24 protein-coding genes are annotated in these 26,299 nt (G+C 70.5%); 15 read left to right on the plus strand and 9 right to left on the minus strand.

Features of this window, described 5'->3' with window-relative positions; genetic code table 11:
* Positions 1 to 27: 27 nt before the first annotated feature.
* The 6 genes from OHA21_RS41785 to OHA21_RS41810 form a co-directional block, all read right to left on the minus strand.
* Positions 28 to 315: a DUF3040 domain-containing protein gene (locus OHA21_RS41785; protein ID WP_328464792.1), complete on the minus strand. Its 288-nt coding sequence runs from the start codon at positions 313 to 315 to the stop codon at positions 28 to 30.
* A gap of 231 nt (positions 316 to 546) precedes the next feature.
* Positions 547 to 1,761 carry a bifunctional glycosyltransferase family 2/GtrA family protein gene (locus OHA21_RS41790; protein WP_328464794.1) on the minus strand — a complete coding sequence of 405 codons (1,215 nt, stop codon included), beginning with the start codon at positions 1,759 to 1,761 and terminating at the stop codon, positions 547 to 549.
* A 255-nt stretch (positions 1,762 to 2,016) separates the two neighbouring features.
* The gene (locus tag OHA21_RS41795) at positions 2,017 to 4,077 is read right to left on the minus strand and encodes a glycosyltransferase family 39 protein (protein ID WP_328464796.1); all 2,061 of its coding nucleotides are present in this window, start codon (positions 4,075 to 4,077) and stop codon (positions 2,017 to 2,019) included.
* An 87-nt stretch (positions 4,078 to 4,164) separates the two neighbouring features.
* Positions 4,165 to 5,229, minus strand: a complete 1,065-nt coding sequence (locus tag OHA21_RS41800) for a 3-deoxy-7-phosphoheptulonate synthase (protein ID WP_328464798.1) — start codon at positions 5,227 to 5,229, stop codon at positions 4,165 to 4,167.
* Between the two features lie 204 nt (positions 5,230 to 5,433).
* Positions 5,434 to 7,002, minus strand: a complete 1,569-nt coding sequence (locus OHA21_RS41805) for a sensor histidine kinase (protein WP_328464800.1) — start codon at positions 7,000 to 7,002, stop codon at positions 5,434 to 5,436.
* Position 7,003: 1 nt separating this feature from the next.
* Positions 7,004 to 7,741, minus strand: a complete 738-nt coding sequence (locus OHA21_RS41810; RefSeq protein WP_328464801.1) for a response regulator transcription factor — start codon at positions 7,739 to 7,741, stop codon at positions 7,004 to 7,006.
* Positions 7,742 to 7,894: 153 nt separating this feature from the next.
* On the opposite strand from OHA21_RS41810, the gene OHA21_RS41815 reads away from it, so the two are divergent.
* The 3 genes from OHA21_RS41815 (at position 7,895) to OHA21_RS41825 (ending at position 8,824) form a co-directional block, all read left to right on the plus strand.
* Positions 7,895 to 8,080: a hypothetical protein gene (locus OHA21_RS41815; RefSeq protein ID WP_328464802.1), complete on the plus strand. Its 186-nt coding sequence runs from the start codon at positions 7,895 to 7,897 to the stop codon at positions 8,078 to 8,080.
* A 76-nt stretch (positions 8,081 to 8,156) separates the two neighbouring features.
* Entirely contained in the window at positions 8,157 to 8,528 is a 372-nt protein-coding gene (locus tag OHA21_RS41820) for a tetratricopeptide repeat protein (RefSeq protein ID WP_328464803.1), read from the plus strand.
* 11 nt (positions 8,529 to 8,539) lie between these two features.
* Positions 8,540 to 8,824, plus strand: a complete 285-nt coding sequence (locus OHA21_RS41825; protein WP_328464804.1) for a Smr/MutS family protein — start codon at positions 8,540 to 8,542, stop codon at positions 8,822 to 8,824.
* Positions 8,825 to 8,841: 17 nt separating this feature from the next.
* Here the strand turns inward: OHA21_RS41825 and OHA21_RS41830 are convergent, their stop codons facing one another.
* Positions 8,842 to 11,193, minus strand: a complete 2,352-nt coding sequence (locus OHA21_RS41830) for a M28 family peptidase (protein ID WP_328464805.1) — start codon at positions 11,191 to 11,193, stop codon at positions 8,842 to 8,844.
* A gap of 75 nt (positions 11,194 to 11,268) precedes the next feature.
* Between OHA21_RS41830 and OHA21_RS41835 the strand changes: the two genes are divergently transcribed.
* The 11 genes from OHA21_RS41835 to OHA21_RS41885 all read left to right on the plus strand — a co-directional run bounded on the left by OHA21_RS41835 (position 11,269) and on the right by OHA21_RS41885 (position 22,436).
* The gene (locus OHA21_RS41835) at positions 11,269 to 11,625 is read left to right on the plus strand and encodes a hypothetical protein (protein ID WP_328464807.1); all 357 of its coding nucleotides are present in this window, start codon (positions 11,269 to 11,271) and stop codon (positions 11,623 to 11,625) included.
* Positions 11,626 to 11,716: 91 nt separating this feature from the next.
* Positions 11,717 to 12,913 (plus strand): PP2C family protein-serine/threonine phosphatase, encoded by a 1,197-nt coding sequence (locus OHA21_RS41840; RefSeq protein ID WP_328464809.1) that lies wholly within the window; start codon positions 11,717 to 11,719, stop codon positions 12,911 to 12,913.
* The gene (locus OHA21_RS41845) at positions 12,910 to 14,505 is read left to right on the plus strand and encodes a sensor histidine kinase (RefSeq protein WP_328464811.1); all 1,596 of its coding nucleotides are present in this window, start codon (positions 12,910 to 12,912) and stop codon (positions 14,503 to 14,505) included. The genes OHA21_RS41840 and OHA21_RS41845 overlap by 4 nt, the downstream gene beginning before the upstream one ends.
* Positions 14,502 to 14,954, plus strand: coding sequence for a response regulator (locus tag OHA21_RS41850; RefSeq protein WP_328464814.1), 453 nt, complete (start codon positions 14,502 to 14,504; stop codon positions 14,952 to 14,954). Before OHA21_RS41845 ends, OHA21_RS41850 begins: the two co-directional genes overlap by 4 nt.
* Positions 14,947 to 15,756, plus strand: coding sequence for an inositol monophosphatase family protein (locus OHA21_RS41855; RefSeq protein WP_328464816.1), 810 nt, complete (start codon positions 14,947 to 14,949; stop codon positions 15,754 to 15,756). The genes OHA21_RS41850 and OHA21_RS41855 overlap by 8 nt, the downstream gene beginning before the upstream one ends.
* A 9-nt stretch (positions 15,757 to 15,765) precedes the next feature.
* Positions 15,766 to 16,539 carry an SDR family NAD(P)-dependent oxidoreductase gene (locus OHA21_RS41860; protein ID WP_328464818.1) on the plus strand — a complete coding sequence of 258 codons (774 nt, stop codon included), beginning with the start codon at positions 15,766 to 15,768 and terminating at the stop codon, positions 16,537 to 16,539.
* Between the two features lie 63 nt (positions 16,540 to 16,602).
* Complete coding sequence (locus tag OHA21_RS41865; protein WP_328464820.1) at positions 16,603 to 17,607, plus strand: coiled-coil domain-containing protein; 1,005 nt, start codon at positions 16,603 to 16,605, stop codon at positions 17,605 to 17,607.
* Positions 17,608 to 17,653: 46 nt separating this feature from the next.
* Positions 17,654 to 18,091 (plus strand): deaminase, encoded by a 438-nt coding sequence (locus OHA21_RS41870; RefSeq protein WP_328464822.1) that lies wholly within the window; start codon positions 17,654 to 17,656, stop codon positions 18,089 to 18,091.
* A gap of 51 nt (positions 18,092 to 18,142) precedes the next feature.
* Complete coding sequence (locus tag OHA21_RS41875; protein ID WP_328464824.1) at positions 18,143 to 19,639, plus strand: fused MFS/spermidine synthase; 1,497 nt, start codon at positions 18,143 to 18,145, stop codon at positions 19,637 to 19,639.
* A 64-nt stretch (positions 19,640 to 19,703) separates the two neighbouring features.
* Complete coding sequence (locus tag OHA21_RS41880; protein ID WP_328464826.1) at positions 19,704 to 21,680, plus strand: serine/threonine-protein kinase; 1,977 nt, start codon at positions 19,704 to 19,706, stop codon at positions 21,678 to 21,680.
* A gap of 30 nt (positions 21,681 to 21,710) precedes the next feature.
* Positions 21,711 to 22,436, plus strand: a complete 726-nt coding sequence (locus OHA21_RS41885) for an SDR family NAD(P)-dependent oxidoreductase (protein WP_328464828.1) — start codon at positions 21,711 to 21,713, stop codon at positions 22,434 to 22,436.
* Between the two features lie 165 nt (positions 22,437 to 22,601).
* On the opposite strand, the gene OHA21_RS41890 is transcribed toward OHA21_RS41885, so the two are convergent.
* A complete protein-coding gene (locus OHA21_RS41890; protein WP_328464830.1) occupies positions 22,602 to 23,003 on the minus strand; it encodes a hypothetical protein in 402 nt (133 codons plus the stop codon).
* Positions 23,004 to 23,535: 532 nt separating this feature from the next.
* Here OHA21_RS41890 and OHA21_RS41895 point away from each other — a divergent pair.
* Positions 23,536 to 25,683 carry a RecQ family ATP-dependent DNA helicase gene (locus tag OHA21_RS41895; protein WP_328478883.1) on the plus strand — a complete coding sequence of 716 codons (2,148 nt, stop codon included), beginning with the start codon at positions 23,536 to 23,538 and terminating at the stop codon, positions 25,681 to 25,683.
* Between the two features lie 105 nt (positions 25,684 to 25,788).
* On the opposite strand, the gene OHA21_RS41900 is transcribed toward OHA21_RS41895, so the two are convergent.
* A complete protein-coding gene (locus OHA21_RS41900) occupies positions 25,789 to 26,244 on the minus strand; it encodes a GNAT family N-acetyltransferase (RefSeq protein WP_328464832.1) in 456 nt (151 codons plus the stop codon).
* Positions 26,245 to 26,299 lie beyond the last annotated feature (55 nt).

Here is a 26,299-nt window from a genome sequence, read left to right on the forward strand (position 1 = left end):
GTCAGACCGCCCCGGAGGTGAGGGACGTCAGGTTCGCGGCCGGTTGCGGGCCTTTCGGATCCGGAAACCCGCGGCGGTGGTGGTGACGGCCGCCCAGACGGCGACCACGCCGGCGGCGATCCACCAGCCGGCCAGGCCCAGCAGGACGGCGGCGACCGCGATCACGGCAGCGGTGATGAACAGCGGCAGAGCAGGCCGGGTGGTCGTGGAGACGCTGAAATTGCCGCCACCCATCCGCGCGCAGAAGTCGGGATCGTCCCGTTGCAGCTGGCGTTCGAGCTGTGCCAGTCGCCGGTTGTCCTCTTTGCTGAGCATGTCGCCACCCTCCGGTCCGCCGCGCCGGTGAAGCAAAGCTGGCCGTACCACGTGGATCGAGCGAGAGCGATCTCGATCACAGGCCCATTGTTACCTCTGAATTGCATTTGTGATACGCCTGCGTGTGCCGATTTTCCCGCCCGATCCGAACCCGGCGGGAGAGGGCGGTCCCCCGCAACGGGTACAACGGGCGGAGTCGCCACGCGATGACGCGATTCGACATGAATCCGATCAGGAGCGGAAGACCCAGGCGCGCAACATGAGGAACCGCATGGCGGTTGCCAACAGGTTGGCGAGCACCAGGATCGCCAGTTCGGCCGGCCGGGACGGCGTCGCGGTCACCGCGTGCAGCAGGGCGAGTGAGCCGCTGGTCAGGGCAAGTCCGATAGCGAACACGGTGAGGCCCTGTGCCTGGTGTCGCCATGCGCCGCCGGCACCGCGTACCCCGAAGGTGAACCGGCGGTTGGCGGCGGTGTTCGCCACCGCGGTGACCAGCAGCGCGGTCAGATTTGCCCATTGTGGTCCCAAACCAGCCCGGAGCAGGGCATAGAGCACCAAGTAGGCGAGCGTGCTGGCGATGCCGACTCCGGCAAATCGGATCAACTGACCGGTCAGCCCGGCCGGAACGCCGTCGACCGGGAGCGGGTTCCGTCCGAGTTGCTCACGTAGTGCAGTCAGGGGAATGCGCCCTGTGCTCAAGCCTCGGGTGATCCGCGCGATCCCTTTGAGATCGGCCATCGCTGTCGCCGCGATGTCGACCCGGCTGTCCGGATCGTCCACCCAGTCCACCGGCACCTCGTGAATCCGCAGGCCGGCGCGCTCCGCGATGATCAGCATCTCGGTGTCGAAGAACCAGGCGGTGTCCTCGACCACCGGCAGCAGCCGGGCGGCCACCTCCGCGCGGATCGCCTTGAAGCCGCACTGCGCGTCGGAGAACCGGGCCGCCAGGGTGCCGCGTAGTAGCAGGTTGTAACTGCGCGAGATGAACTCCCGCTTCGCGCCCCGCACCACCCGGGAGCCGCGCGCCAGCCGGGATCCGATCGCCAGGTCGGAGTGCCCGGAGATCAGCGGCGCCACCAACGGCAGTAGCGCACCCAGGTCGGTCGACAGATCTACATCCATGTAGGCCAGCACGGCGGCGTCCGATTGTGACCACACATGCTTCAGTGCCCGGCCCCGGCCCTTCTCGGCCAGACGCACCGACGCCACCTCCGGATACCGGTCCGCCAGCATCCGCGCGACCGTCGGGGTGGCGTCGACGCTGGCATTGTCGGCGATCGTTATCCGGAAACGGTAGGGGAAACTCTCGGCCAGATATCCGTGCAGCCGGCGCACGCACGGCTCCAGATCCGTCTCCTCGTTGTAGACCGGGATCACCACATCGAGAACCGGCGCGCTGACGGGGCGCGGTCCGGCATCCTGCGAAGGCAGCGTCGAAAGGCTCATGCGACAAAGGTCCGTGGCCGGCCTTTGCGCCATTTAGGGGAAGGCTGTGGGCATTCTTAGAGGCAAATTCGTGGGTACGCCTAGTGGCTGGACAAACGCAGCAGCCGGGTACCCCGCCTGCGGCGGCTACCGCCCGGCACGCTGCGCGACCAGGCCCGGCGCACCCCGCCGTCGGCCCCGCACCCGGCTGCTAACCAGCCGTCAAAACCACCGCCGCCCCGCGCTGTCGACGCGGGGCGGCGGGTATCCGGGTTGTCAGTTCGTGGTGGTGGTCGGGGCGGTGAGATCGTAGACGGTGGTGTTGCCGACGGTCTTCGCGGTGAAATTGGCGGCCACCCATTCACTGATCTGCGAGCTGTAATTGCTTCCGCCGTTACCGCCGCCGCGGGCGAAGCTGCCACCGCCGATGAAGTAGTGGATCTCGCCGTTCGCGACGTATTCCTGGAATTGCGCGAGAGTCGGTGACGGGTCGGTGCCGTTGAAACCGCCGACCGCCATCACCGGTTCTTCGGTGGCCAGCTGATAGCCGGACGCGCTCTGCGAGCCGACCGCGGCGGCCACCCAGGTGTACTGGTCGGCGTCCTGCTCGAGCAGCGCCTTCATCTCGTCGCTGACCTCAGCCGCGTTGAGCAGGCCGCCCATGCCGCCGCCGCGAACCCCGCCGCCGCGGCTCGAAGAAGAGCCGCCTGGGGAGGTGCCGCCCGGGAACGTGCTGCCACTGGCCCCGCCGGTTCCGCCGTCGGGGAAGCCGCCGGGAGCGCCGCCGCCCCGGGTGCCACCGGTTCCGCCGCCGGGGAAGCCGCCGCCCGGAGCGCCGCCGCGGCCGCCCCCGCCCGGACCGGACCCGGAACCGTTGGACACCGACGGGCCGGCGGACGGGATCGATCCGGTGTGTGGCGAGGAAGCAGTCTGTAGCGCGTACGCCGCCGGTCCTGCCAGAGTCGCGCCCAGCGCGACCGCGGCACCCACCAGGGCCAACCGCTGCGCCTGGCGGAACGTCGCCACCACCGCGACCGCCGCCAGCAGGCCGATCACCAGGACCGGAAGGCGCAGCCAGGGCACGAAGTCGGCGCTGCGTCCCAGCAGCGTGTACGACCACCAGGCACTCACCGCGATCGCCGCCCCCAGCGTGAGCGAGGCGAAGATGTTGCTGCGGTGCTTCCAGAGCAGTGCCGCACCCATCGCGACGACCGCGCCCACCGCCGGCGCCAGTGCGACCGTGTAATAGGCGTGGAAGATCCCCTGCATGAAGCTGAAGACCAGTCCGGTGATCAGCAGCCAGCCGCCCCAGAGGATCAGTCCGGCACGTTGCAGGTCGGTACGCGCACGCCGTGCCGTGATCACGAGGCCGGCGGCGAGGACGATCAGTGCGGCCGGCAGCAGCCAGGAGATCTGCCCACCTTGCGCGCTGTCGAAGAGCCGGGTCCAGGTCGCCTCACCCCACCGGCTCGTGGTGGAGCCGACGCTGCCGGTCTCCTCACCGTTGAGCCGGCCCAGCCCGTTGTAGCCCAGGGTGAGTTCCAGCAGGCTGTTGTTCTGCGAGCCGCCGATGTACGGCCGGGCCGACTCCGGGACGAGTTCGACGACGGCGATGTACCAGCCGGCCGAGACCACCAGCGCGCCGAGGGCGAGCAGCAGCTGAAGGATGCGCCGGCCGAGCTTCGGCGGCCCGGCGATCAGGTAGGCCAGGCCGAAGGCCGGCACCACGAGCAGGGCCTGCAGCATCTTGGTGAGGAAGCCGAATCCGAGGAAGACGCCGGCCAGCACGATCCACTTGGTGGCGCCGTTCTCGACGGCGCGCAGGGTCGCGTAGGCGCCCGCCACCATGAGCAGGACCAGCAGGGCGTCCGGGTTGTTGAAGCGGAACATCAGTACGGCCACCGGGGTGAGCGCGGAGACCGCGCCGGCGAGCAGGCCGGCGGCCGGGCCGAACGCGCGCCGGACGGTCGCGTAGAGCAGGCCGGTGGTGGCGACGCCGAGCAGCGCCTGGGGGACCAGGATGCTCCACGAGCTGAGCCCGAAGATCCGCACCGAGAGCGCCATGATCCAGAGCGAGGCGGGCGTCTTGTCGACGGTGATGGCATTGGCGGCGTCGGACGAGCCGTAGAAGAACGCCTTCCAGCTCTCCGATCCGGCCTGCGCCGCGGCGGAGTAGAACGCGTTGGCCCAGCCGGACTCGCCGAGTCCCCAGAGGTAGAGGACGGCAGTCAGCAGCAGGAGGGCGTACAGGGAGGGGCGGACCCACCGTGCCTCGGAACGGTCGCGGGTCGCCGGAACGTCGTCGGCGGTGGGCGCCTCCGGCAGCAACAAGGTCATGCCTGAAACGATCGGCCGACCCTCTGTCGCATCCTTGTGCCCCTGCTGGGCGGCCCCTGTGAACCGGGACCGCCCCTGGCAAACCGGTCAGACGGTGCGGCGCTTCGCCGAAGCTGCGGCGAGTCGCTCCAGCACGCTGACGGTCGCGTCCCAGCCCATGCAGGCGTCGGTCACCGACTGCCCGTAGACCAGCGAACCGCCCAGGTTCTGCCGGCCCGGCTGCAGGAAACTCTCCAGCATCACGCCGCTGATCCCGCGCTGCCCGGCCTCGAGCTGCTGGGCCACGTCCTCGGCGACGATCGGCTGCCGCAGGTGATCCTTGTTGCTGTTGCCGTGTGAGCAGTCGATGACCAGCCGCTCGACCTCGCCCGCCTTGCGCAGCAACGCGAGAGCCGACGAGACGTCCTCGGCGCTGTAGTTCGGCTTACCGCCACCGCCGCGCAGCACCAGGTGGCAGTCCGGGTTGCCGGCGGTGTGCAGGATCGCCGGGGTGCCGGAGTAGTCGATCCCCGGGAAGACGTGCGGCACCGCGGCGGCCTGGATCGCGTCGACCGCGGTGGAGACGCTGCCGTCAGGGCGGTTCTTCATGCCGATCGGCATCGACAGGCCGGAGGCGAGCTGGCGGTGCACCTGCGACTCGACCGTACGCGCACCGATCGCACCCCACGCCACAGTGTCCGCAATGTACTGCGGGGTGATCGGGTCGAGGAACTCGACCGCCACCGGCAGACCCCGCCCCAGCACCTCTAGCAGCAACTTGCGGGCGACCCGCAGGCCGGTGCCGACGTCACCGGTGCCGTCCAGGGCCGGGTCCATGATCAGACCCTTCCAGCCGACCGTGGAACGCGGCTTCTCGAAGTACACCCGCATCACGATCAGCAGGTCGTCGCTGAGCCGCTCGGCTTCCTTCTGCAGCAGCGAGGCGTACTCGCCGGCCGCCGCGACGTCGTGCACCGAACACGGGCCGACGACCGTGATCAGCCGCTGATCTCGGCCGTTCAGCACGTCCTCGACCTGCTTACGGCCGGCCAGCACGGTGTCGTGGAGCTCAGAGGTGAGCGGCAGCTCGTGGTGCAGCAGCGCCGGGCTCATCAGCGGGACGACCTTCTCGATGCGCTGGTCGCGGACGCGCTGAACCTCGGGGGCAGTCATGGCTTTACTCTCCTTCGCCGGCGCTGCCCGAGGCGAGAGCCGGCTTGCTCGTCGCAAACAAAAAGGCAGCGACGTCGTCGCTGCCTCAGCCGGCTCTGGCGGGGTGTCTCAGGTCATGCGGTCATGGCCGAGGCACCGGCGCGAGCCGGCCTCGTAAACCAATAAAACGACCACGTCTGAGACACGCCCGCCAGCATAGCCGCCTCACGCCACATGGTGTAAAGCTTGCGGACTTTGTTCAGCTGTTGGGACGAGGGGCAGCATCACCGTGAAGACGGTCCGCCCCGGCCGGCTCTGCACGCCGACCTTGCCGCGGTGCGAGGTGACCACCGCGTGCACGATCGAGAGGCCCAGGCCGGTGCTGCCGGCCGCCCGCGAGCGTGAGCTGTCACCCCGGGCGAACCGTTCGAAGATGCGCGGGGCCAGGTCCGGCTGGATGCCCGGACCGTCGTCGATCACCTGGATCACGGCGGCATCCGGCACGGCGCCGACCTTCACGGTCACGGTCGAACCTTCCGGCGTGTGCGTCCGCGCGTTGGCCAGCAGGTTCGCCACCACCTGGTGCAGCCGGGCGCCGTCGCCGATCACCGACACCGGCTCGTCCGGCAGATCCAGCTGCCAGAAATGGCGCGGTCCGGCGGCGTGCGCGTCACTGACCGCGTCCACGGCCAGCATGGTCAGGTCGACCGGGTCCTGGGCCAGCGGCCGGCCGGCGTCCAGGCGGGCGAGCAGCAGCAGGTCCTCGACCAGGGCGGTCATCCGTTTCGCCTCGGACTCGACTCGGGTCAGCACGTGCGCGATCTCGTCCGGGATGACCTGGCGGCTGCGGCGGCTGAGTTCGGCGTACCCGCGGATCGCGGCGAGCGGGGTCCGCAGCTCGTGGCTGGCGTCGGCGACGAATTGGCGTACCTGCATCTCGCTGGCGTGCCGCGCTTCCAGCGCGTTGCCGACATGGTCGAGCATGCGGTTCAGCGCGGCGCCCACCTGACCGACCTCGGTGCGCGGGTCGGTGTAGACCTCGGGCACGCGCTGCATGAGCTGCACCTCGCCGCGGTCGAGCTTGAGCTCGGAGACGCGGGTCGCGGTGGCAGCGACACGATCAAGAGGCTTGAGGGTACGGCGGACGATGAGCGCCCCACCCCAGCCGGCGATCAGCAGCGACCCGGCAATCACGCACCCGGTGAAGCCGGCGACGGTGAGCAGGGTGTCGTTGACCCGTTCCAACGACAGGCCGATGTACTGGATCTCGCCGTCCGACCTGACCTGGGCCATGATCCGGTACTCGGGCAGGTCCCCGCCGAGATCCACATCGATGGCTTCGCCGTTCTGCGGCACCTCGTTCTTCAGCGTGGTGATCGCGGAGTCGGAGAGTTCGGTGAACTTGTTGTCCTCCGTGGCGGAGGCAGCGAAACGGACGATGCCGCCCTCGGTGGTTCCGTCCGCGGCGACCGAAACGATGATCGAGTTTTCCTGGCTACCGCCCGGCGGCTTCTTGTAGCCGTTCGTCTCGGACGGCGAGGGCTGGGTTCCGGGCCCGGGCAGACCCTTGCCGCCGTTCGGGAAGTTCCGGAGCCGATTCGACATCTCTTTCAAATCGTCGTCGATCTGGGCGTGCAACGAGTCGTAGAGATACAGCTCCGCGGTGCTACCGACCACCAGACCCAGCACCGACAGCAGGGCGATCATGATGGCGACCAGCCGGGTGCGCAGCGACCAGCCCGCCGGGCTGCGCCAGCGGGCGGGACGGTTCCGGGTCGTGGCGGCAGGGCCCATCTCAGTCAGCCGGCTTGAGCACGTAGCCCGCGCCGCGCATGGTGTGGATCATCGGCGCCCGGCCGGCGTCGATCTTCTTCCGCAGGTACGAGATGTACAGCTCGACCACGTTGGCCTGCCCACCGAAGTCGTAGTTCCACACCCGGTCCAGGATCTGCGGCTTGCTCAGCACCCGGCGCGGGTTGCGCATGAGGTAGCGCAGCAGCTCGAACTCGGTCGCGGTCAGGGTGACCAGGTCACCGCCCCGGCGTACCTCGTGCGAGTCCTCGTCCAGGGTCAGGTCGCCGACCACCAGCTGGGAATCGGAGCGCATCGGCGCGTGCCCCATCCGGCGCATCAGACCGCGCAGCCGGGCCACCACCTCTTCCAGGCTGAACGGCTTGGTCACGTAGTCGTCGCCACCGGCGGTCAGGCCGGTGATCCGGTCCTCGACCGAGTCCTTGGCGGTCAGGAAGAGCACTGGGACCTCGGGCGTCTCGCCGCGCAGCCGGCGCAGCACCTCGAGCCCGTCGATGTCGGGCAGCATCATGTCCAGGACGACGGCGTCCGGCCGGAAGTCGCGGGCGGTGCGCACCGCGGTCATCCCGTCGCCCGCACTGCGGACGTCCCAGCCCTCGTAGCGGAGCGCCATCGAGAGCAGCTCCGCGAGGGTGGGCTCGTCGTCCACCACGAGCACCCTTACCGGGGTCCCGTCCGGACGCCGGAGTTCGGTGCTGGAGTCTGCGTTCGCCATCGTCATGCCCTTACTCTGCTGGGCGTCGCTCTGCGCCGGCTTTCCGTTTCCTGTGTACCAGCTGTGTCTGTCGACTATTCGGCACGGCGGCCGATGACCATGAGCCTTTCGCCGGTGTGGCATACCGCCCAAATCCGACAAAAGGCGCATGATGTACGGGTGCGAAGACTCCCGGCGGTGTTGTCCGCACTCACCTTCCTCATCATCGCCCTGTTCCCGGATCCCGCGGCGGCACAGCCCGACGCTTCCGAACTCCCCGGTGGAGGGGCCAGCCCGATGCTGCTGGCCGCGGTCGGCGGTTATCTGCTGACCGGCGGCCTCGCTCTGCTGCTACTCCGACGCTGAGGGGCAGGAACACTCGCTGTTGGCTCGTTGTTGTGCGAGCGTTGAGATCGGCGACGCGAGCGTGGGGAGTGCGAACGTGGATCTTCTCGAGGAATACCGCAGGGCCACCTTCTTCTTCGAGTCCGGCGACCCACTCGGCGCCGCCCGCTTGCTGGAGCCGATAGTCGAGGCCGAGCCGCACAACACGGCGGTCCGCCAGCTGCTGGCCCGGGCGTATTTCAACTCGGCGCAGCTGAACGGGGCGGAGACCCAGCTCAGGGCGCTCATCGAGCATGATCCGTCGGATCACTACGCGCACCACGTGCTCGGCCGGACCCTGGAGCGGGCCGGCCGGTTCCGTGAGGCGCTGCCGCACCTGCGCCTGGCCGCCGCGATGAAGGATCAGCCCGACTATCAGGAGGCCCTGCGCCGGGTCGAGACCTGGCTCGGCAAGAACAGCGAAGCGTAGGGTTCACGATCGTGAAGCTGAAGCTGGACCTGCACGACATCTTCAACAAGGGGCACGAGATCGATCGCGCCCTGCGCGGGATCATCGACGAGGCCATCCAGAAGAAGGCGTCCCTCGTCGAGATCATCCCGGGCAAGGGCAGCGGCGCCCTGAAGAAGAAGGTGATCCGCTTCCTCGACCAGAAAGAGATCAAGCAGCTCTATCACCGGGTCGAGAAGGACGGCGACAACTGGGGGCGGCTGTTCGTGCACTTCCGGCACGACGCGCCTACCGGTCGGCGCGGTCGCGGCCGCTGACCCGATCGACGAGGTCATCACAGAGAGTAGCTTTTCGCGACCGCCACCATCTCGCTGCTGTGCGAACCGAGCACCCCGACCGCAGCGGGGCGGGGCTTGAAGCCGGGAACCGTGCTGACGTCGTCGCTGGCGTCCATCACCCGGAAGCGGACCGGCTCGGTGCCGCGTACGGTCAGATCCACCTCGATGCCGCCAGCCGGCGGCGCGTGGAAGACGAAACCGAAGCCCCACCCGCCGCCGGCCGCGCCGGCCGGCGTGATCGGCCGGCCCCCGATCGTCGCCGCGGTCACCTCGGTCCCCTCGGCCACGTGCAGGGTGACGAACCGGGCCGTCCGTTGCGGCGCGAGCCGGAGCCGCAGCGTCCGGCTGTCACCGGAACGGGTGTCCGTCACCAGGGTGAGATTCGGGGCGGGCAGGGCGGCGGCGGGCGCCGGGCCGCTGCGCAGCGCCTCGCCGCCGAAGGCCGGCAGCGAGTCGGTGACCGCGGCGGGCTCGCCGGAGACGAACTGGCTGGTCCACTCCTGCGGATCGGTCTCCTCGCTCAGCCAGCGTGCGGTGCCGTTGTCGGCGTCGAGCGCGTACATCAGGTGGGTCAGCGACGGGTGTTCGGCGTCGAACCGGTCGACGGCGAGTCCGGTCGCGGTGCACACCACCACGGCTAGCGCGGCGGTCAGGGTTGGCACAGCGCCGAGCCGGCGGGCCCGCAGCGCTTCCATCCCGCGTGCACCGCCGGCCGCCGGATGGATCAGATCGACGACCGGCAGCAGGGCCAGCGCGAGCAGCACGGTGAGGAACGCGCCGACGCCGGCCATCGGCATGCCCAGCGCGGGGAACAGCATCCAGATCGTCGGGAGCAGGATCACGACCGCGACGGCGGCGCCGACGGCGAGCACGGCCACCGCGACGCTGTCCGGGACGTGGATCGCGATCAGGCCGGCGATCGCGCCGGCCAGGGCGGGCAGGGTGGCCAGGTACGCGCCGCCCGGGGTGAACCCGGCGAGCACGGCGCCGAGGACTGCCAGCCAGCCGAGCCCGGCGACGGCCAGGGCGGCCGGGCCGATCCGGCGGCGCAGCAGGGCGTACCAGGCGAAGACGGTGGCGGCGGCGAGCGCGATCACCGCGAGGCGGTACCAGAGTGGACGGTACGGGTCGATCGGCATCCCGCCGTACTCCGGCCGGATCACTGTGAGCAGCATCCACAGGCCCTGGGCCAGCAGCGGGGCCACGATGATCGGGACCAGGGTGAGCCCGGCCGCCGCGACCATCCGCCGTCCGCTGCTGCGCCCCTGCCGCCGGACCAGCCAGGCCAGCGCGGCGACGGCGATCAGGGCCAGTACGGCCAGCGGCCACACCATCGCCCCCGGATACCGCACCAGCCACCCGGCAGCCGGGAAGTAGGTGGCGTCACCGCTGTCCAGAGCGGCCAGGTCGAGCCCACCGAGCTCCCGCGTGAGAGCCAGCGCGTTGTCACCGTGGTGCTGCAGGCTGTCCCGGTTCATCGCCTCGGGCGTGTCGGTCGGCGCGTGGTAGACCGCCGCCCCGTCGATGTACGCCGAGTTCATCCCGGAGAACCGCTCGGCGTCCAGGAACGGGGTGAAGTCGGTGTCGTTCGGCAGCAGCCGGTAGATCTCGACCGCGAACGACGTGCCGACCGGGTACGGCACCTGCCCGTACGCCTCGACCAGCCGCCCGTTGCCGTCCGAGGTCTCGAACATGATCGCCGGACCGCTGCTGCCACGCGCCTCGAAGTTCAGCACCACCCCGCCGTCGCGGGCGAGCGGATGCTGGTCGACGAACGCCTTGGCCCCGCAGAGGCAGGCCTCCTCGGCGTCGGTCAGCACCAGCACCACGTCGTTGCGGAGCCGGTCGCCCGAGGTCAGGGCACGGGCCGTCTCCAGGATCGTGGCGGTGCCCGCCGCGTCGTCGTTGCCACCCGGCCCGACCTGCGCGGAGTCGTAGTGCGCGACCAGGAAGATCCGCCCGGTGGAGGCGGTGCCGGGAATCAGAGTGACCACGTTCTGCACCCGGGCCAGCCCGGTGCCGCCCGCGCTGGACGACAGCTGGCCGCCCTGGATGGTGACGGTGTCCTGGACCTCCGGGCTCAGGCCGAGCCCGCTCAGCTTCTGCACCAGGTGCTCGCGGACCCGGTCGTTGGCCGCGCTGCCGGCCGGATGCGGGGCGGTGGCGATCGCAGTCACGTCGGTGAAGGCGCGGCCCGCGCTGAACTCGGTCGCCGGCGCGGAGGCCGGCCGCTCGGACGGCGGCAGCACGGCACGCACCGCGGCGAAGCCGGCCAGGGCCAGCACGGCGAGCACGGCGGCCGCGGCGAGACCCCGGCGGGCCGGCCTGGTCAGGGCGTAGTCACGCATGGTTGACATCTAAGCGCCCGACAGGCCCGGCGGGTACCCCGAAGATCAATTCCCGTGTGGCATAGCGTGGTCCGGGTGACTACCCCGCTCGACCCAGCTGCCGTCATCGCGGAGTTCATCGACGCGGTGTCCCCGTACAACCCGGCCCCGGACGCCGCACCGGTGGCCGTTCTCGGCGTGCGCACCGCGCTCGGCGAGGACGTATTCACTCTGAGTGACCATGTGATCCGGGCGATGTGCCGCGCGCTCGCGTCGTACCGGGACCCGGAGGATCGCGGGAACTGCGTGGAGTGTGGTGGTCGCCACCTGGACGAGAACCTGCACTGCCGGGACTGCGGGCGGCTGCACGGCATCCTCGGCCAGGTGATCGCCGATCATGCCCGGCGGGTGGCGGCGGACAATGCCGGCCCGGACTCCTCGAGCCCGAGATGAGCCGAGGTCACGAGGTGATGACCGGAGTTGTGCACCCGGGCCGAGTGGTACACGATTTGCGGGTCACCTATGCGTCGAGTGGGGAATCGGAATGACGGAGCGGTCGCTCGCGCCCCGCAGGTACGCGGCGAACCAGCTGGAGAGATTGCGGATCCTGCTCGTCGAGGACGACGAGGGTGACGCCTTCCTGGTTCGCGAGCTGCTCAGTGAGGCCGAGGCGCCGTTCGATCTCACCGTGGCGAGCAGTCTGCGGGAGGCGCAGGACCTGCTGACCGGCATCGAGTGCATCCTGCTCGACCTGGGCCTGCCGGACGCGGAGGGCATCGACGGGCTGCGCAAGCTGCTCTCGGTCGCGGGCAGTGCCGCGGTCTGTGTGCTCACCGGGCGCTCCGACGAACACCTCGGTGTCCAGGCGGTCGCCGAGGGCGCCCAGGACTACCTGGTCAAGGGCCAGGTCGACGGCGTGTTGCTGATCCGCTCGCTGCGTTACGCGGTGGAGCGCAAGCGGGCCGACGAGAACGCCCGGCTGCTGCGCGAGGTGGAGCTGCGGCAGGCCGAGTCGGCCCGCCTCGAGCGTGGCCTGCTGCCCCAGCCGCTGATGCAGACCACCGAGGTGGCGGTCGAGCCGTTCTACCGGTCCGGGCGGGCGATGGGCCTGCTCGGCGGCGACTTCTACGACGTGGTGCAGGTCGGCGACGACCGGCTGCACGTGATCGTCGGCGACGTCTGTGGACACGGTGTGGACGAGGCCGCGCTGGGCGTCGAGCTCCGGGTGGCGTGGCGGGCCCTGGTGCTGGCCGGCGTCCCGGAGGAGCAGGTGCTGCCCTCGCTGGAGCAGGTGCTGATGTCGGAACGGCGGGCGCGGGAGGTGTTCGCCACGGTCGCGTCGGCGGTCATCGATCTTCCGGGCAACCGTGCAACCGTACGCCTGGCAGGTCACCCGCCCCCCGTGGTGCTCTCCGGGGGCAGGGTGGCACCCGTCGCCGCGCGTACCGGAATCGTCCTCGGGGTACGTCCTGCTCCCACACCCGCGACGGAGTTGGAGTTCACCGGCCATGACTGGTCCCTGCTGATGTACACCGACGGATTGATCGAGGGCCACACCGGTGCCGGCAGCGAGCGGCTCGACGTGGATGGGCTCTGCAAACTGCTCGACGAGCCGGCCGCGCGGGACGTACCGATCCCGGCTCTTCCGGCGTGGCTGGTGGGCCGGGCCGACCAGGACAACGGCGGCCCGCTCACCGACGACGTCGCGATGCTGCTGATCTCCCGGGGCGGTGGCCGATGAACCTGTTCAACGTCAGTGACTGGACGCTGCGCGGACGGATCGTTGCGTTGTGCACCGCCGTCGGCGTGCTGCTCGGCGGGTTGGGTGTGATGGCGGCGTTCACCGCCGCGGCGAACAACCGGCAGCTCGACGATGTCCTGGACCGAGCCACCCCGATGCGGGCCGCCGGCGAGACCCTGAACACCGCGCTGGTGAATCAGGAGACCGGTATCCGCGGCTTCGCCATCACCGGGCGGGAGGCCAGCCTGCTGCCGTACCAGGACGGGCTTGCCGAGGAAAACGCACAGGTCGCCCGCATCGAGCGGCTGCTCAACGCGGAGGACGGCGACATCCGAGCCGCCCTGGAAGCGGTGATGAGCAGCACCGCGACGTGGCGCGCCGAGGTGGCGGAGCCGGTGATGACCGCTGTGCGGGCCGAGGGGCCGGCCGCCGGGCAGGCGCTGGTCGAGGCGGCCGACACCCGCGAGTTCGACGATGTGCGGACCGCGATCGCCGTCATGCAGGAGCACATCGGGGTGCTGCGGGCCGAGTCCGCGCAGGCCGCCCGGGAATCCAGCCAGACGCTCGTGGCGATCGAGATCGCGGCTGCGGCGATCATCATGGTGGCCGGCCTGATCCTGCTGATCCTGCTCGACCGGTTGGTGAACCGGCCGATCATCGACCTGGCGGGGCAGGTCCGGCAGGTGGCGGCCGGTGACTACGAGCGGCACATCGTCAGCCCGCACGGATCGTCCGACCTGGTGGCGCTCGCCGAGGACGTGGACCGGATGCGCCAGCAGATCGCCAGCGAGCTGGCCGAGGTACGCAGCGCGCGCGGCCAGGTCGAGTGGGTGAACCAGCAGCTCCAGTCCCAGGCCGAGGAGCTCACCCGGTCCAACCGCGACCTCGAGCAGTTCGCCTACGTCGCCTCGCACGACCTGCAGGAGCCGCTGCGCAAGGTGGCCAGCTTCTGCCAGCTCCTGCAGCGGCGCTACGCCGGCCAGATGGACGACCGCGCCGACCAGTACATCGCGTTCGCGGTCGACGGCGCCCAGCGCATGCAGCGGTTGATCAACGACCTGCTGGCGTTCTCCCGGATCGGCCGGCTCACCAGCGGGTTCACCGAGGTCGACCTGAACAAGGTGCTCGGCGACGTGAAATCGCAGCTGGAGACCCGGGCCGGGGAGGACGCCGAGATCGTCTGGTCCGGACTGCCCACGGTGGAGGGTGAGGAGCCGCTGCTCACCACGCTCTTCGTCAACCTGCTCGGCAACTCCCTCAAGTTCCGCAGACCGGACGTGCCGCCCGTGGTGCGGATCACCGCGGAGCGGGACGGCGGCGAATGGCGGATCAACGTCCGGGACAACGGCATCGGCATCGAGGCCGAGTTCGCCGACAAGGTCTTCGTCATCTTCCAGCGGTTGCACGCGCGGGACGCGTACGAGGGCACCGGCATCGGACTGGCGATCGTCAAGAAGATCGTCGAATACCATGGCGGTCGGATCTGGCTCGACGTCGATGTGCCCGAGGGCGCTTCGATCAACTTCACGCTGCCGGTGCTGCCGGGCACGGAGCCGGTGGAAGAGCAACGGGAAGAGGTGATGAGCTCGTGAGCGTGACCCGGGAGAACGGGACGCCGATCGAGGTGCTGCTGGTCGAGGACGATCCGGGCGACGTCCTGATGACGCAGGAGGCGTTCGAGGAGCACAAGGTGCGCAACCGGCTCACCGTCGTCTCCGACGGCGCGGAGGCGCTCGCCTACCTGCGCCGCGAGGGTCAGTACACGAACGCCGTACGCCCCGATCTGATCCTGCTCGACCTGAACCTGCCGCGGCGGGACGGCCGGGAGGTGCTCGAGGAGATCAAGAAGGACGACGAGCTGGGCCGGATCCCGGTCGTCGTGCTCACCACCTCCTCGGCCGACGAGGACATCCTGCGCAGCTACCAGTTGCACGCGAACGCGTACGTGACCAAGCCGGTCGACTTCGAGCGGTTCATCGCGGTGATCCGCCAGATCGACGAGTTCTTCGTCAGCGTCGTGAAGTTGCCGCCGCGTGCTTGATCAGGTCGCCGAACTCGTCCGCGAGGTAGCTCAGACCATCGTCCTGCCCCGGTTCCAGCGGCTGGCCCACGACGAGGTGCAGCAGAAGGCGCCCGGTGACCTGGTCACCATCGCCGACCAGGAGTCCGAGCGGGCACTGAGCCGCGGTCTCACCGCGCTGCTGCCCGGCTCGGTGGTGGTCGGCGAGGAGGCGGTCGCGGCCGACCCGGCCGTGCGCGACCGGATCGGCGCCGGCGGGTCGGTGTGGATCGTCGACCCGGTCGATGGCACGAACAACTTCGCGGCCGGCAAGACCCCGTTCTGCGTGATGGTCGCCCTGGTCACCGACGGTGAACAGGCGGCCGCCTGGATCCTCGACGTGGTCGGTGATCACCTCACGATCGCCGAGGCGGGCTCCGGCGCGTACCGGGACGGGGTCCGGGTCAAGACCCGGACCGACGATCCGGGCGCCGCGGGGCTGTACGGCGTCGTCTCGCACAAATACCTGCCCGAGGACCTGGGCGCCGAGGTGCGCAGGAACGCCGCCGGCCTGGGCGGTTTCACCGCCGGCAAGCACTGCGCGGGGTACGAGTATCCGGCGATCGCCACCGACGAGCAGCAGTTCGGGATGTTCTGGCGGATCCTGCCCTGGGACCACACGCCCGGCTCGCTGATCGTCCGCGAGGCCGGCGGGGTGGTGCGCCACCTGGACGGCGTCGAGTACCGGCCGACGAACCACCAGCGCGGACTGCTGGTCGCCGCCAACGAGGAGATCTGGCACACCGCACAGGGCACGCTCTTCCCGCAAGGGCCGCCCGCTTAAGGTGCGAGCATGACCTCGTACCTCGATGATCTTTTCGGGTTGAGCGGGCGGACCGCGGTGGTGACCGGCGGCAGCTCCGGGATCGGGCGCGCGATGGCGGTCGCGCTGGGGCGCGCCGGCGCGCGCATCGTGGTGGTGGCCCGGCGCGAAGCGCCGATGGCCGAGGTGGTGGCCGAGCTGCGCGGGCACGGCGCCGAGGCGGACGCGATCTCCGCCGACCTCGCGGACCGCACAGCCGTCAAGGCCGTCGCCACAAAGATCATTGAGGGGTACGGGGAACCCGACATCCTGGTCAACTCGGCCGCGGTGAACCTGCGCCCGCCGCTCGACGAGCTCACCGACAACGACTGGGACGTGACGCTCGCCGCCAACCTGACCGCGCCCTTCCTGCTCGGGCAGGCGTTCGGGCCGGCCATGGCCCGCCGCGGCTGGGGGCGGATCATCAACGTCGTCTCGCAGCAGGCGTTCCGGGCCTACGGCAACAGCGGCGCCTACGGGGCGGCGAAGGCGGGTCTCGTCGGGCTGACCCGCTCGCAAGCCGAGGCCTGGTCGCGGCAGGGGGTCTGCTGCAACGCGGTCGCCCCGGGGGTGGTGCACACGCCGCTGACCGAGGCGGTGTTCACCGATCCCACGAAAGTGTCGGCGCACGCTGCTCGTACGATGATCGGCCGCAATGGTTTGCCGAGCGATTTCGCCGGATGTGCGGTTTTCCTGGCGAGTGGCGCCGGGCAAGCGGTAACCGGTCAGACACTCTTCGTCGACGGTGGGTACTCGGCCACCTGAACGATCTCCCTTTACCCAGGTCCGACACGGTAAAGTACCGGCGCTCAGGACTTGGAGGTATTCGTGGCGGCCACTCTCCCGCGCCGGTTCACCGCCCTGCTGGCGCTTCTCGCTGTCGCCGTCGCGATGGTGCCCGGAAGCCCCGCCGCAGCGGCGCCGAACGACCCTGAGGGCGGTTCGAAGAAGCTGCGCACCGCGCTGGAGACCGCCGCGAAGGGCTACGACCAGGCGAAGACGAAGCTAGCCGCCTCGAAGAAGCGGCAGAAGCAGCTGGCGCTCACCCTCAAGTCGTCCGAGGCGAGCGCCAAGGCGCTGACCGTGCAGGTCAACGAGGTGGCGAACCGGTCGTACCAGATGGGCCGGATCAGCACGGTGACGATGCTGCTCAACAGCGCCTCCCCGGACGACTTCATCGACAAGGTGCAGAGCCTCGACGTGCTGGCCCAGGTGGACAGCGGCACGCTCGCCGAGTACCAGGACGACATCGCCACCGCCAAGCAGGCCCAGATCGCGCTGGACGCCGAGATCGTCGAGCAGAAGCGGCAGGTCAACGTGATGGCCCGGAAGAAGCGCGAGGCGGAGATCGCGCTGGCCGAGGTCGGTGGCGGCGCGGCCGGTGGCTTCATCTCGGCGAACTCCCCGGCCGCCCAGCCGGCGCCGCGCAACTCCGACGGGTCCTGGCCGAAGGAGTCCTGCACGGTGAAGGACCCGACCTCCGGCGGGTGCATCACGCCGCGCACGCTGCACGCCTACCAGCAGGCGCGGGCCGACAGCTTCAAGCGGTACACGGTGTGCTGGAGCCAGCGGTCGTCGGGTGAACACCCCAAGGGCCGGGCCTGCGACTTCTCGTCGGCGACCGGGACGTTCAAGAACTCGGCGGCCACCGGGGAGGACAAGGCGTACGGCGACCGGCTGGCCGCCTACTTCGTCAAGAACGCCGACGAGCTCGGTGTGATGTATGTCATCTGGTACCGGCAGATCTGGATGAGCGGCAGCTGGCGGTCGTACAGCGCGAGCGGCGGGGCGGCCGCGGAGCACACCAACCACGTACACGTCTCGATGCTCTGAACCCGCCCGCACCTGGGCGGGCGGGTCCGGGATAGCGTTTCCGGTCATGGACGATGAGCGGTGGATGCGGCGTGCGGTCGAACTGACCCACCTCTGCCCCCGGTCCGAGACCGCCTTCGCTGTCGGGGCGGTGATCGTCTCCTCCGGGGAGGAGATCGCCTCGGGGTATTCGCGGGACACCGATCCGTACGTGCATGCCGAGGAGTCGGCCCTGCTCAAGGTGGCCGGCGACGAGCGGCTGCGCGACGCCACGCTCTACAGCACCCTGGAGCCGTGCTCGAAGCGGAGCAGCCGGCCGCACGCCACCTGTGTGAGCCTGATCATCGCGGCCGGGATCCCGCGCGTGGTGATCGCCTGGCGCGAGCCGGACATCTTCGTCACCTGCGAGGGCATCGCCCTGCTGACCGGCGCGGGCATCGAGGTCGTCGAGTTGCCGGAGTTCGCCGGGCCGGCCATGGAAGCGAACGCGCACCTGATCCGCTGAGCGGCCTGTCGATGCGGTCCGGGTTCAGCGAGCGCCGGTAGCATCCCGGCGATGGAAACTGCGCCGCGCCCTCTCCCCTCGGCCCTGGCGACCGCCCTCGCGTTCGGATCCAGCGGCGCCGTCCTGGTCCTCGAGATCGTCGCGCTGCGGCTGGTCGGTCCGTACGTCGGGGTCACCCTGCAGGTCAGCAGCTCGGTCATCGGGGTGGCGCTGGCGGCGATCGCGTACGGCGCGTGGCTCGGTGGGCGCCTGGCCGACCGGTTCGACCCGCGGGCACTGCTCGCGCCGGCCCTGATCCTGGGCGCCATCGGTACGGCCGTGACCCTCCCGCTAGTCCGCTGGGGTGGGGAACTGCTGCGTGGCGGAGCCGCCCCCGCTGTCCTGATGCTCGCCGCCCTGGCCGTCTTCCTGCCCGCCCTGGTGCTCTCCACGATCGCGCCGATGGTCGTGAAACTGCAGCTCGGCGACCTGCGCAAGGCGGGCACCGTGGTGGGCCGGCTGTCCAGCATCGGCACCCTCGGGGCGATCACCGCGACCCTGGTCACCGGGTTCGTCTTCGTGGCGGCGCTGCCGAGCAGTGTGATCGTTCTCAGCCTGGCGGTGCTGCTGGCGGTGTCCGGGCTGGCCCTCGGCTGGTGGTTGCGCGCTTCTCGGCTGCCCGGATCGCCGCGAACCCGGGCCGCCCTGGTCGCGGTGGGACTGGTCGGGGCCGGGCTGGGGGCGGCCTCACCGACACCCTGTGACGCGGAGACGGCGTATCACTGCGCGGCGGTCGTCGAGGACCCGGAGCGGCCTACCGGGCGCACTCTGATGCTCAATTCGGCGCGGCACTCGTACGTCGATCTGGACGACCCGCTGCACCTGGAGTTCGAATACGTCCAGTGGATCGCGGCGGTGGCCGACGTCCTCAAATCCCCGGACTCTCCCGTCGACGCGCTGCACCTGGGCGGTGGCGGCTTCACCGTGCCGAACTACCTGCGGGCCACCCGGCCCGGAAGCCGGCAGTACGTGCTCGAACTCGACGGCGGCCTGGTCACCCTGGACCGGGAGAAGCTCGGCCTGACCACCGGCGACGACCTGCAGGTCGAGGTCGGTGACGCCCGGGTCGGCCTGGCCGGGCGGCCGACCGCGAGCTACGACCTGGTGGTGGGAGACGCGTTCGGGCATCTGGTGGTGCCCTGGCACCTGGCCACCCGCGAGATGGCGGCCGACGTCGCCCGGGTGCTGCGGCCCGCCGGTGTGTACGCCCAGAACGTGATCGACTACCCGCCCAACCGGTTCATCAAGGCCGAGATCGCGACGGTCGCCGCAGCGTTCCCGCACGTCGCGTTGATCGCCCCGCCGGACGCGCTCGCCGGTGGGACCGGGTCGAACTTCGTCATCGTCGCGTCCCGTGATCCGCTGCCCCTCGACGCCGTCCGGACCCGTCTCACCGAGGTGAAGAACCCGGTCAAGCTGCTGTCCGGCGCTGAGCTCGACGAGTTCGTGGGCGACGCCGAGGTGCTGACCGACGACTACGCGCCGGTGGACCAACTTCTCGCCGGCTGACGGTTTAGCCGCGGGTTTTCGGTGTGCGGCACCGGCGGCGATCCGCGCGGGCGAGAATCGGCGCATGGGGCGTACGGAGCAAAACGGTTATTTCCGTATTGCTGGGCGCTATCGCCTGATCGAGAAACTCGGCACCGGCGGCATGTCGGTGGTCTGGCGCGGCTACGACGAGATCCTCGGGCGCGACGTCGCGGTCAAGGTGCTGTCGCCGCGGCTCGCCGAGGACCGGGCCTTCCGGGACCGGCTGCGGCAGGAGGCGCTCGCGGCCGCCCGGCTCTGCCACCCGCACATCACCGGAATCCACGACTTCGGCGAGGCGCCGATCTCGGACCGGCTCACCGTGCCCTTCGTGGTCATGGAACTCAACGACGGCGAGTCCGTCGGCGCGCGCATCAGCCGGCAAGGCTCCCTGGACTGGCGGGAAGCCGTCATGATCACCGCCGAGGTGGCGTCGGCGCTGGCCACCGCACATGCCCGCGGCGTGGTGCACCGGGACGTCACCCCGGCCAACGTGATGCTGACCGGCGCCGGAGCGAAAGTCGTCGACTTCGGCATCTCCGCAGCGATCGGGCAGCGGGACGCGGCCCCGGACGGCAGCCTCCTCGGCACCCCCGCCTACCTCGCCCCGGAACGGCTCGGCGGCGCCTCCGTCTCGCCGGGCACCGACGTGTACGCCCTCGGCCTCCTGCTGTACCGCGCCCTCACCGGCCGGCTGCCCTGGTCGGCGGAGACCACTGCGGAGGCACTGCGCGCCCATCTGTACGCGGACCCCGCACCGATCCCCGACCTCCCGGGCCTGCCGGCGGCGGTCGCGGACCTGTGCATGCGCTGCCTCGCGAAGAACCCGGTGGACCGCCCGGGGGCGGCCGAGGTCGCCCGCTCTTTCGCGGCGACCGTCGGGGTACGGGCGATCATCCCACCCCTGCGCCCGGGCGAAAGGACCGCTGGTGGCCCGGTGGCGCGTGCGGTCGTACCGATCCCGATCCCGGCCTCCTCCCCGGCCCCGGCCTCCGCCTCCGCCCCGGCCTCCGCCTCCGCCCCGGCCTCCGCCTCCGCCCCGGCCTCCGCCTCCGCCCCGGCCTCCGCCTCCGCCCCGGCCTCCGCCTCCGCCCCGGCCGAGCCGCATCGCCGCCTGCCCGCCGCAGCCCTCCTGCTGCGGCGTCTCCTCCTCCCCAGCTCAGCCTTTTCCGCCGTGGCGCTCGCCCTGCGTGGCCTTCCCTCCGGCGCTGCTGTCGGCGCTTCCTCGCGCGAGCTTCTCCATTCCTGCCGCGCCCGAACCGCGAAGGCCCGGCTGCGTGCCGGTCTCAAAATCGGAACCGCGCTGCGGATGGGCTCCGTCCGCCCACTCGGTGGCGGCCTGTTCGTCAACCGCCGTTCCCGCGGCCACCGGCGTCCGGCGATCGCCGCCCTCGCCACCGTCATCCTGCTGGCCGCCACCGCGCTCGGCTGGTCGGCTCTGCGCGAAGCCGAAGACGCCGACCGAACCCACACCACAGCAGCAGGCGCGGACGGCCCGGCGGTTGGCTCCGCAGCCGCCGGCGGCACGCGCCGCCCACGGTGCGCCGTCCGATACGAGATCCGGCACGACTCCGGCTCCGAGTTCGAAGCCCGGCTGACCGTGTCCGCCACCCCCGACCAGGGCCCGGGCTGGCGCGTCGAATTCACCTATCCCGGCTCCCAGCGCCTCACCCCCCTGCCGAAGACGGTCGAACAACACGGCCGCCGCGTGTCGGTGACCGGCAAGGGGCGATCCCGCATGATCACCCTGCACGGCGAGTACCGCGACCGGAACCCACTGCCCCTCTCCTTCGCCCTGAACGACCAGACCTGCCGCGCCGAGGTGCTGGGCAGCATCGACCCGGGCGCCCTCAAGAACAACTCGGTGAGCGCGACGGTCGACGAAGCCCCACCCGCTCCCAAGCGCAAGCGGTCCACGCCCCGGCGCGACAGCAAGCCCCGCAAACCGGTGACCGAGGTCCCCAGCGGCCACGCTCCCGCCCCCGCCTCGAAAGACACCCCCGGCTTCTCACTGGCCCTGTGACCGCAGTCGGCCGCCGATAGGGTCGATCCCATGACGAGACTCGCAGTGGTCACCGGCGGCGGAACCGGGATCGGCAAGGCGACGGCCGGCATGCTCGCCGGCGAAGGCTTCGACGTGATCATCGTCGGCCGCCGTCCCGAGGTGCTCGCCGACGCGGTGAAGTGGATCGGCCCGCAGGCCAGCGCCGTGACCGCGGACGTCGCCGACCCGGCCCAGATCCCCGCCGTGGTCGAGGCCGTTGCCGGGCGCCCACTCGACGTGCTGATCAACAACGCCGGCGCGTTCATCGCCGGCGACGAGGACACCCTCGACGGCGTGGCCGCCCGCTGGCGGGCCAACCTCGACTCCAACGTGCTCACCGCGGTACTCATGACCACCGCACTGCTGCCCCGACTCCGCCGCCCCGGCGGCAAAATCATCCTGACCAGCTCGATCGCGGCCCAGCGTGGCGGCGGCGGGCCCTACTCCGCGGCCAAGGCGGCACTGCACGGGTACGCCCTGGATCTCGCCACCCGTCTCGGCGGTGAGGGGATCACGGCCAACGTGATCTCGCCCGGCTACATCGCCGACAGCGAGTTCTTCCTCGGCCGGATGACGCCGGAAGGCCACCAGAGCCGGGTCGACGCCACGCTGGTGAAGCGCGCCGGCATGCCCGACGACATCGCCGAAGCCGTCCGCTGGCTGGTCGGCCCCGGCGGCAGCTTCGTCACCGGCCAAATCATCAACGTCAACGGCGGCTCCGTCCTGGGCCGCTGAGCCCCGCAGCGGTCACCCACGGCCCGGCGTCCTCACGCCGCTCCGCGTGAGCCGCTTGCCCGCAGCCACCTGCCTACGCCGCGCCGCGCCTGCAGTCACCTGCTCGCAGCCACTGCTTGCGCTGAGCCGCGTCCGCGGCCACATGCCGCGCCGCGCCGTGCCGTCTCAGCTGGAAGCGCCGCCGGTGAACCGGCCCTCGCCCGGCCGGTTGACCCGGAATCGCAGCCCGGACCAACGCTCGTCGATCGCCACCTGTCCACAGGGCCGCATGTCGAAATCGGCGACGATCGGCCACAGCGAATCCCGGTTGATGTCGGCCTTGTTGCCCTTCGGATAGGCGATCCAGAAGGCACCCGGCTTGTCCAGATCGGCCTGGTGCTTCGTCAATTGATCGCGCACCGCGGCCGCATCCTCCACGAAAATCACCGCGGTGCCGGCGGTGGCGAGGGTCCCGGTCTCCCGCACCCCCTCCGGCATCGGCGTGAGCAGCGGCAGGCGAGCCGGCTCGTTGAGCCAAAGTGTCGAGTTCGGCTTGATCAGCAGCTTCTCGGCGATCGTTTTGGTCATGTCTTAGAGACTTACACCCCCGCGGCCATCGTTTGTCGCATTCAAGGGAAGCAGTCGCCTGGCAGGCAGGTGAGCTTGCCGGCCGCCTGAAGAGCCTGCCGGCCACCTGAAGAGCCTGCCGGCCACCTGAAGAGCAGGCCGGGCCAACCGAGGAGCAGGCGGGGCCACCCGAGGAGCAGGCCAGGCCGGCCACCGGCCAGCCCGGCTTGGTGGTGGACGAGGCCCCGGTTCCCCCGGCCGGACCTTGCGCCGCGCCGGCCCCCGCCGACGAGGACGAACCACCCCGCAAACCCGGACCCGCCGAGCGCGCGGAAACGCCACCACCGTGATTCCACTCATCCCGGCACACCCGCCTCTCAACGATCCCGATCGGACTGCGAACGTCGGTTGCCCGTTCGCCTCAGCAGCCTTGCCGATCCGCGATCCCGGCGCTCAAATTCGTCCGCCAGCCTGTGGACAACTCCGGACTGTGGATAACTCAAGGCGATCTTCCGCGGGCTGATAGACATGCCGGGTGACTGATGCGACGCGGATGACGGCAGGTGCGGCCGAGCGGGCAGACGTGCGGGAGCGTGCCGAAGAGGTGCTCCGCAAACTGGCCGGTGAGCGGGCGGTGCTCCGCGAGGATCAATGGCGGGCCATCGAGGCGCTCACCGTGGACCGGCGGCGGGTGCTCTGCGTGCAGCGCACCGGCTGGGGCAAGTCGGCGGTCTATTTCGTGGCCACCGCACTGCTGCGCAGCGGTGCCACCGCGGCGCCGGGGCAACCACCGGCCGGCCCCACGGTCATCGTCTCCCCGCTGCTCGCGCTGATGCGCAACCAGGTCGACGCCGCAGCCCGGGCCGGCATCCGCGCCCGCACCATCAACTCGGCCAACCTCGACGAGTGGACCCAGATCGAGCACGAGATCCGGGCCGGCGAGGTCGACGTGTTGCTGATCAGCCCGGAGCGGCTCAACAACCCCGATTTCCGCGACAACGTGCTTCCCGGCCTGGCTTCCAGCACCGGCCTGCTCGTGGTCGACGAGGCGCACTGCGTCTCCGACTGGGGTCACGACTTCCGCCCGGACTACCGGCGTTTGCGCACCTTCCTGAGCGGCCTCCCGGCCCGCACCCCGGTGCTTGCCACCACCGCCACCGCGAACGCTCGGGTGACCGCCGACGTCGCCGAGCAGTTGGGTGACGCCCTGGTGCTGCGCGGCCCGCTCGACCGCGACTCGCTGCGGCTGGCCGCGCTGAACCTGCCCGACCCCGCACACCGGCTGGCCTGGCTCGCCGACCATCTCGACCGGCTGCCGGGTTCCGGCATCGTCTACACACTGACTGTCGCCGCTGCCACCGAGACCGCCGATTTCCTGCGCTCCCGCGGGTTCGCGGTGGCGTCGTACACGGGACAGGTCGAGGACGCCGAACGCCGGGCTGCCGAGCAGGACCTGCTGGACAACAAGATCAAAGCGCTGGTGGCCACGTCTGCGCTGGGCATGGGCTTCGACAAACCAGACCTCGGGTTCGTGGTCCATCTCGGCGCGCCGAACTCACCGATCGCCTATTACCAGCAGGTCGGCCGGGCCGGCCGCGCGGTCGAGCACGCCGAGGTGGTGCTCCTGCCGGGCCCGGAGGACGCCGCGATCTGGCGGTACTTCGCCTCCCTCGCCTTCCCACCGGAAGATCAGGTGCGCGCGGTCCTCAACCAGCTCTCCCCGGATCGCCCGCTGTCCACCCAGGCACTCGAGCCGCTCGTCGACCTCCGCCGCAACCGGCTCGAGCTGATGCTCAAGGTCCTCGACGTCGACGGCGCAGTCCGCCGCACGCGCGGCGGCTGGCTAGCCACCGGCGAACCATGGACCTACGACACGGCCCGACTGCGACGCGTCGCCGAGGCACGCGAGACCGAGCAGAAGACCATGATTGCGTACGCGCAGACGACCGACTGCCGCATGGAATTCCTCCGGCGTTGTCTGGATGATCCCGAGGCCGTCCCGTGCGGTCGGTGCGACAACTGCGCCGGTCCACTCTTCGACGCCGACGTCTCGTCCGCTGCCCTGGCGGCTGCCGACGCGTTCCTGGGCCGGCCGGGCGTGGAGATCGCCCCGAAGAAGATGTGGCCCACCGGCCTGGCCGCCGTCGGCATCAGCCTCAAAGGCAAGATCGCCCCCACCGAGCAGATCGAGCCCGGCCGTGCCGTCGGCCGCCTCTCCGACCTCGGCTGGGGCACCCGGTTGCGCAGCGTGGTCTCACCCGACTCCCCGGACGCCCCGATCCCCGCCGAACTGGCCGCCGCAGTGGTCGAGGTCCTCAAATCCTGGGCCCACGGCGAAGACGCTTGGAAACAGCGCCCAGCAGCCGTGGTAGCAGTCGGTTCACACCGTCATCCACAACTTGTCCACAGCCTCGCCGAACACATCTCCACCGTCGGCCGGCTACCACTTCTGGGTGTCCTGTCCTCCCACCGAGTGAGCGAAACCGGTCACCGAGGCAACAGCGCCCAGCGCGTCCGAACGCTCCACGAAGCCTTCTCCGTCCCACAATCCGTAGCCGTCGAACTACCCAACCTCCCCGGCCCCATCCTGCTGGTGGACGACCTGGTCGACTCCGGCTGGACCATGTCCCTGGCCGGCCGCACCCTCCGCCAGGCCGGCGCCTCCGCCATCCTCCCGCTGGCCCTGGCCGTAGCCGGCTGACCAACCTCACCAGCCCACCAGCCCACCAGCCCACCAGCCCATGAGCCATGAGCCGCCCGCCCGCCTGCCCCAGCCAAGTGGAGGCTCGGAGCGGCCGGTGGAGGGTCAGGGCTTGCCGAGGATGGCGTTTCGGGTTGGGCGGCGGTCGATCTCCATGAAGCGGTGGGCGCCTTCCAGTTCGGCGAAGCCGGAGCGGCGGTAGACCTCCTGGGCGTCCTTCGTGGCCAGCAGGAAGCGCTGGATGCCGCGCGCCGACAAGGTTTCCACGATGCTGTCGATCAGCCATGTGCCCAGGCCGCGGCCGCGGTGGGCGGTGTCGACGAAGACGTCGCAGATCCATACGAACGTGGCGCCGTCGGTTACTGCTCGGGCGAAGGCGACCTGTTCGCCGTGGTGGAGGACGGTGAAAGGGAGGGAGCCTTCGATCGACCGGGCCACGATGTCGTGGGGGCGGCCGGCCGCCCAGTACGACTCCTCGGAGAGCCAGCGGTGCACCCGCTTCAGGTCGACCCGGCGGGGGTCGTCGGTCAGCAGGTACTCGCCGCGTTCGAGCTCTGTCACCCTCGGTACTCCTCAACTGTCCGTCATGTGCTGTGGCCAGGCGGTCCAGCCAGGG

Origin of the sequence: Actinoplanes sp. NBC_00393 (assembly GCF_036053395.1) — a bacterium.
Taxonomy (GTDB): domain Bacteria; phylum Actinomycetota; class Actinomycetes; order Mycobacteriales; family Micromonosporaceae; genus Actinoplanes.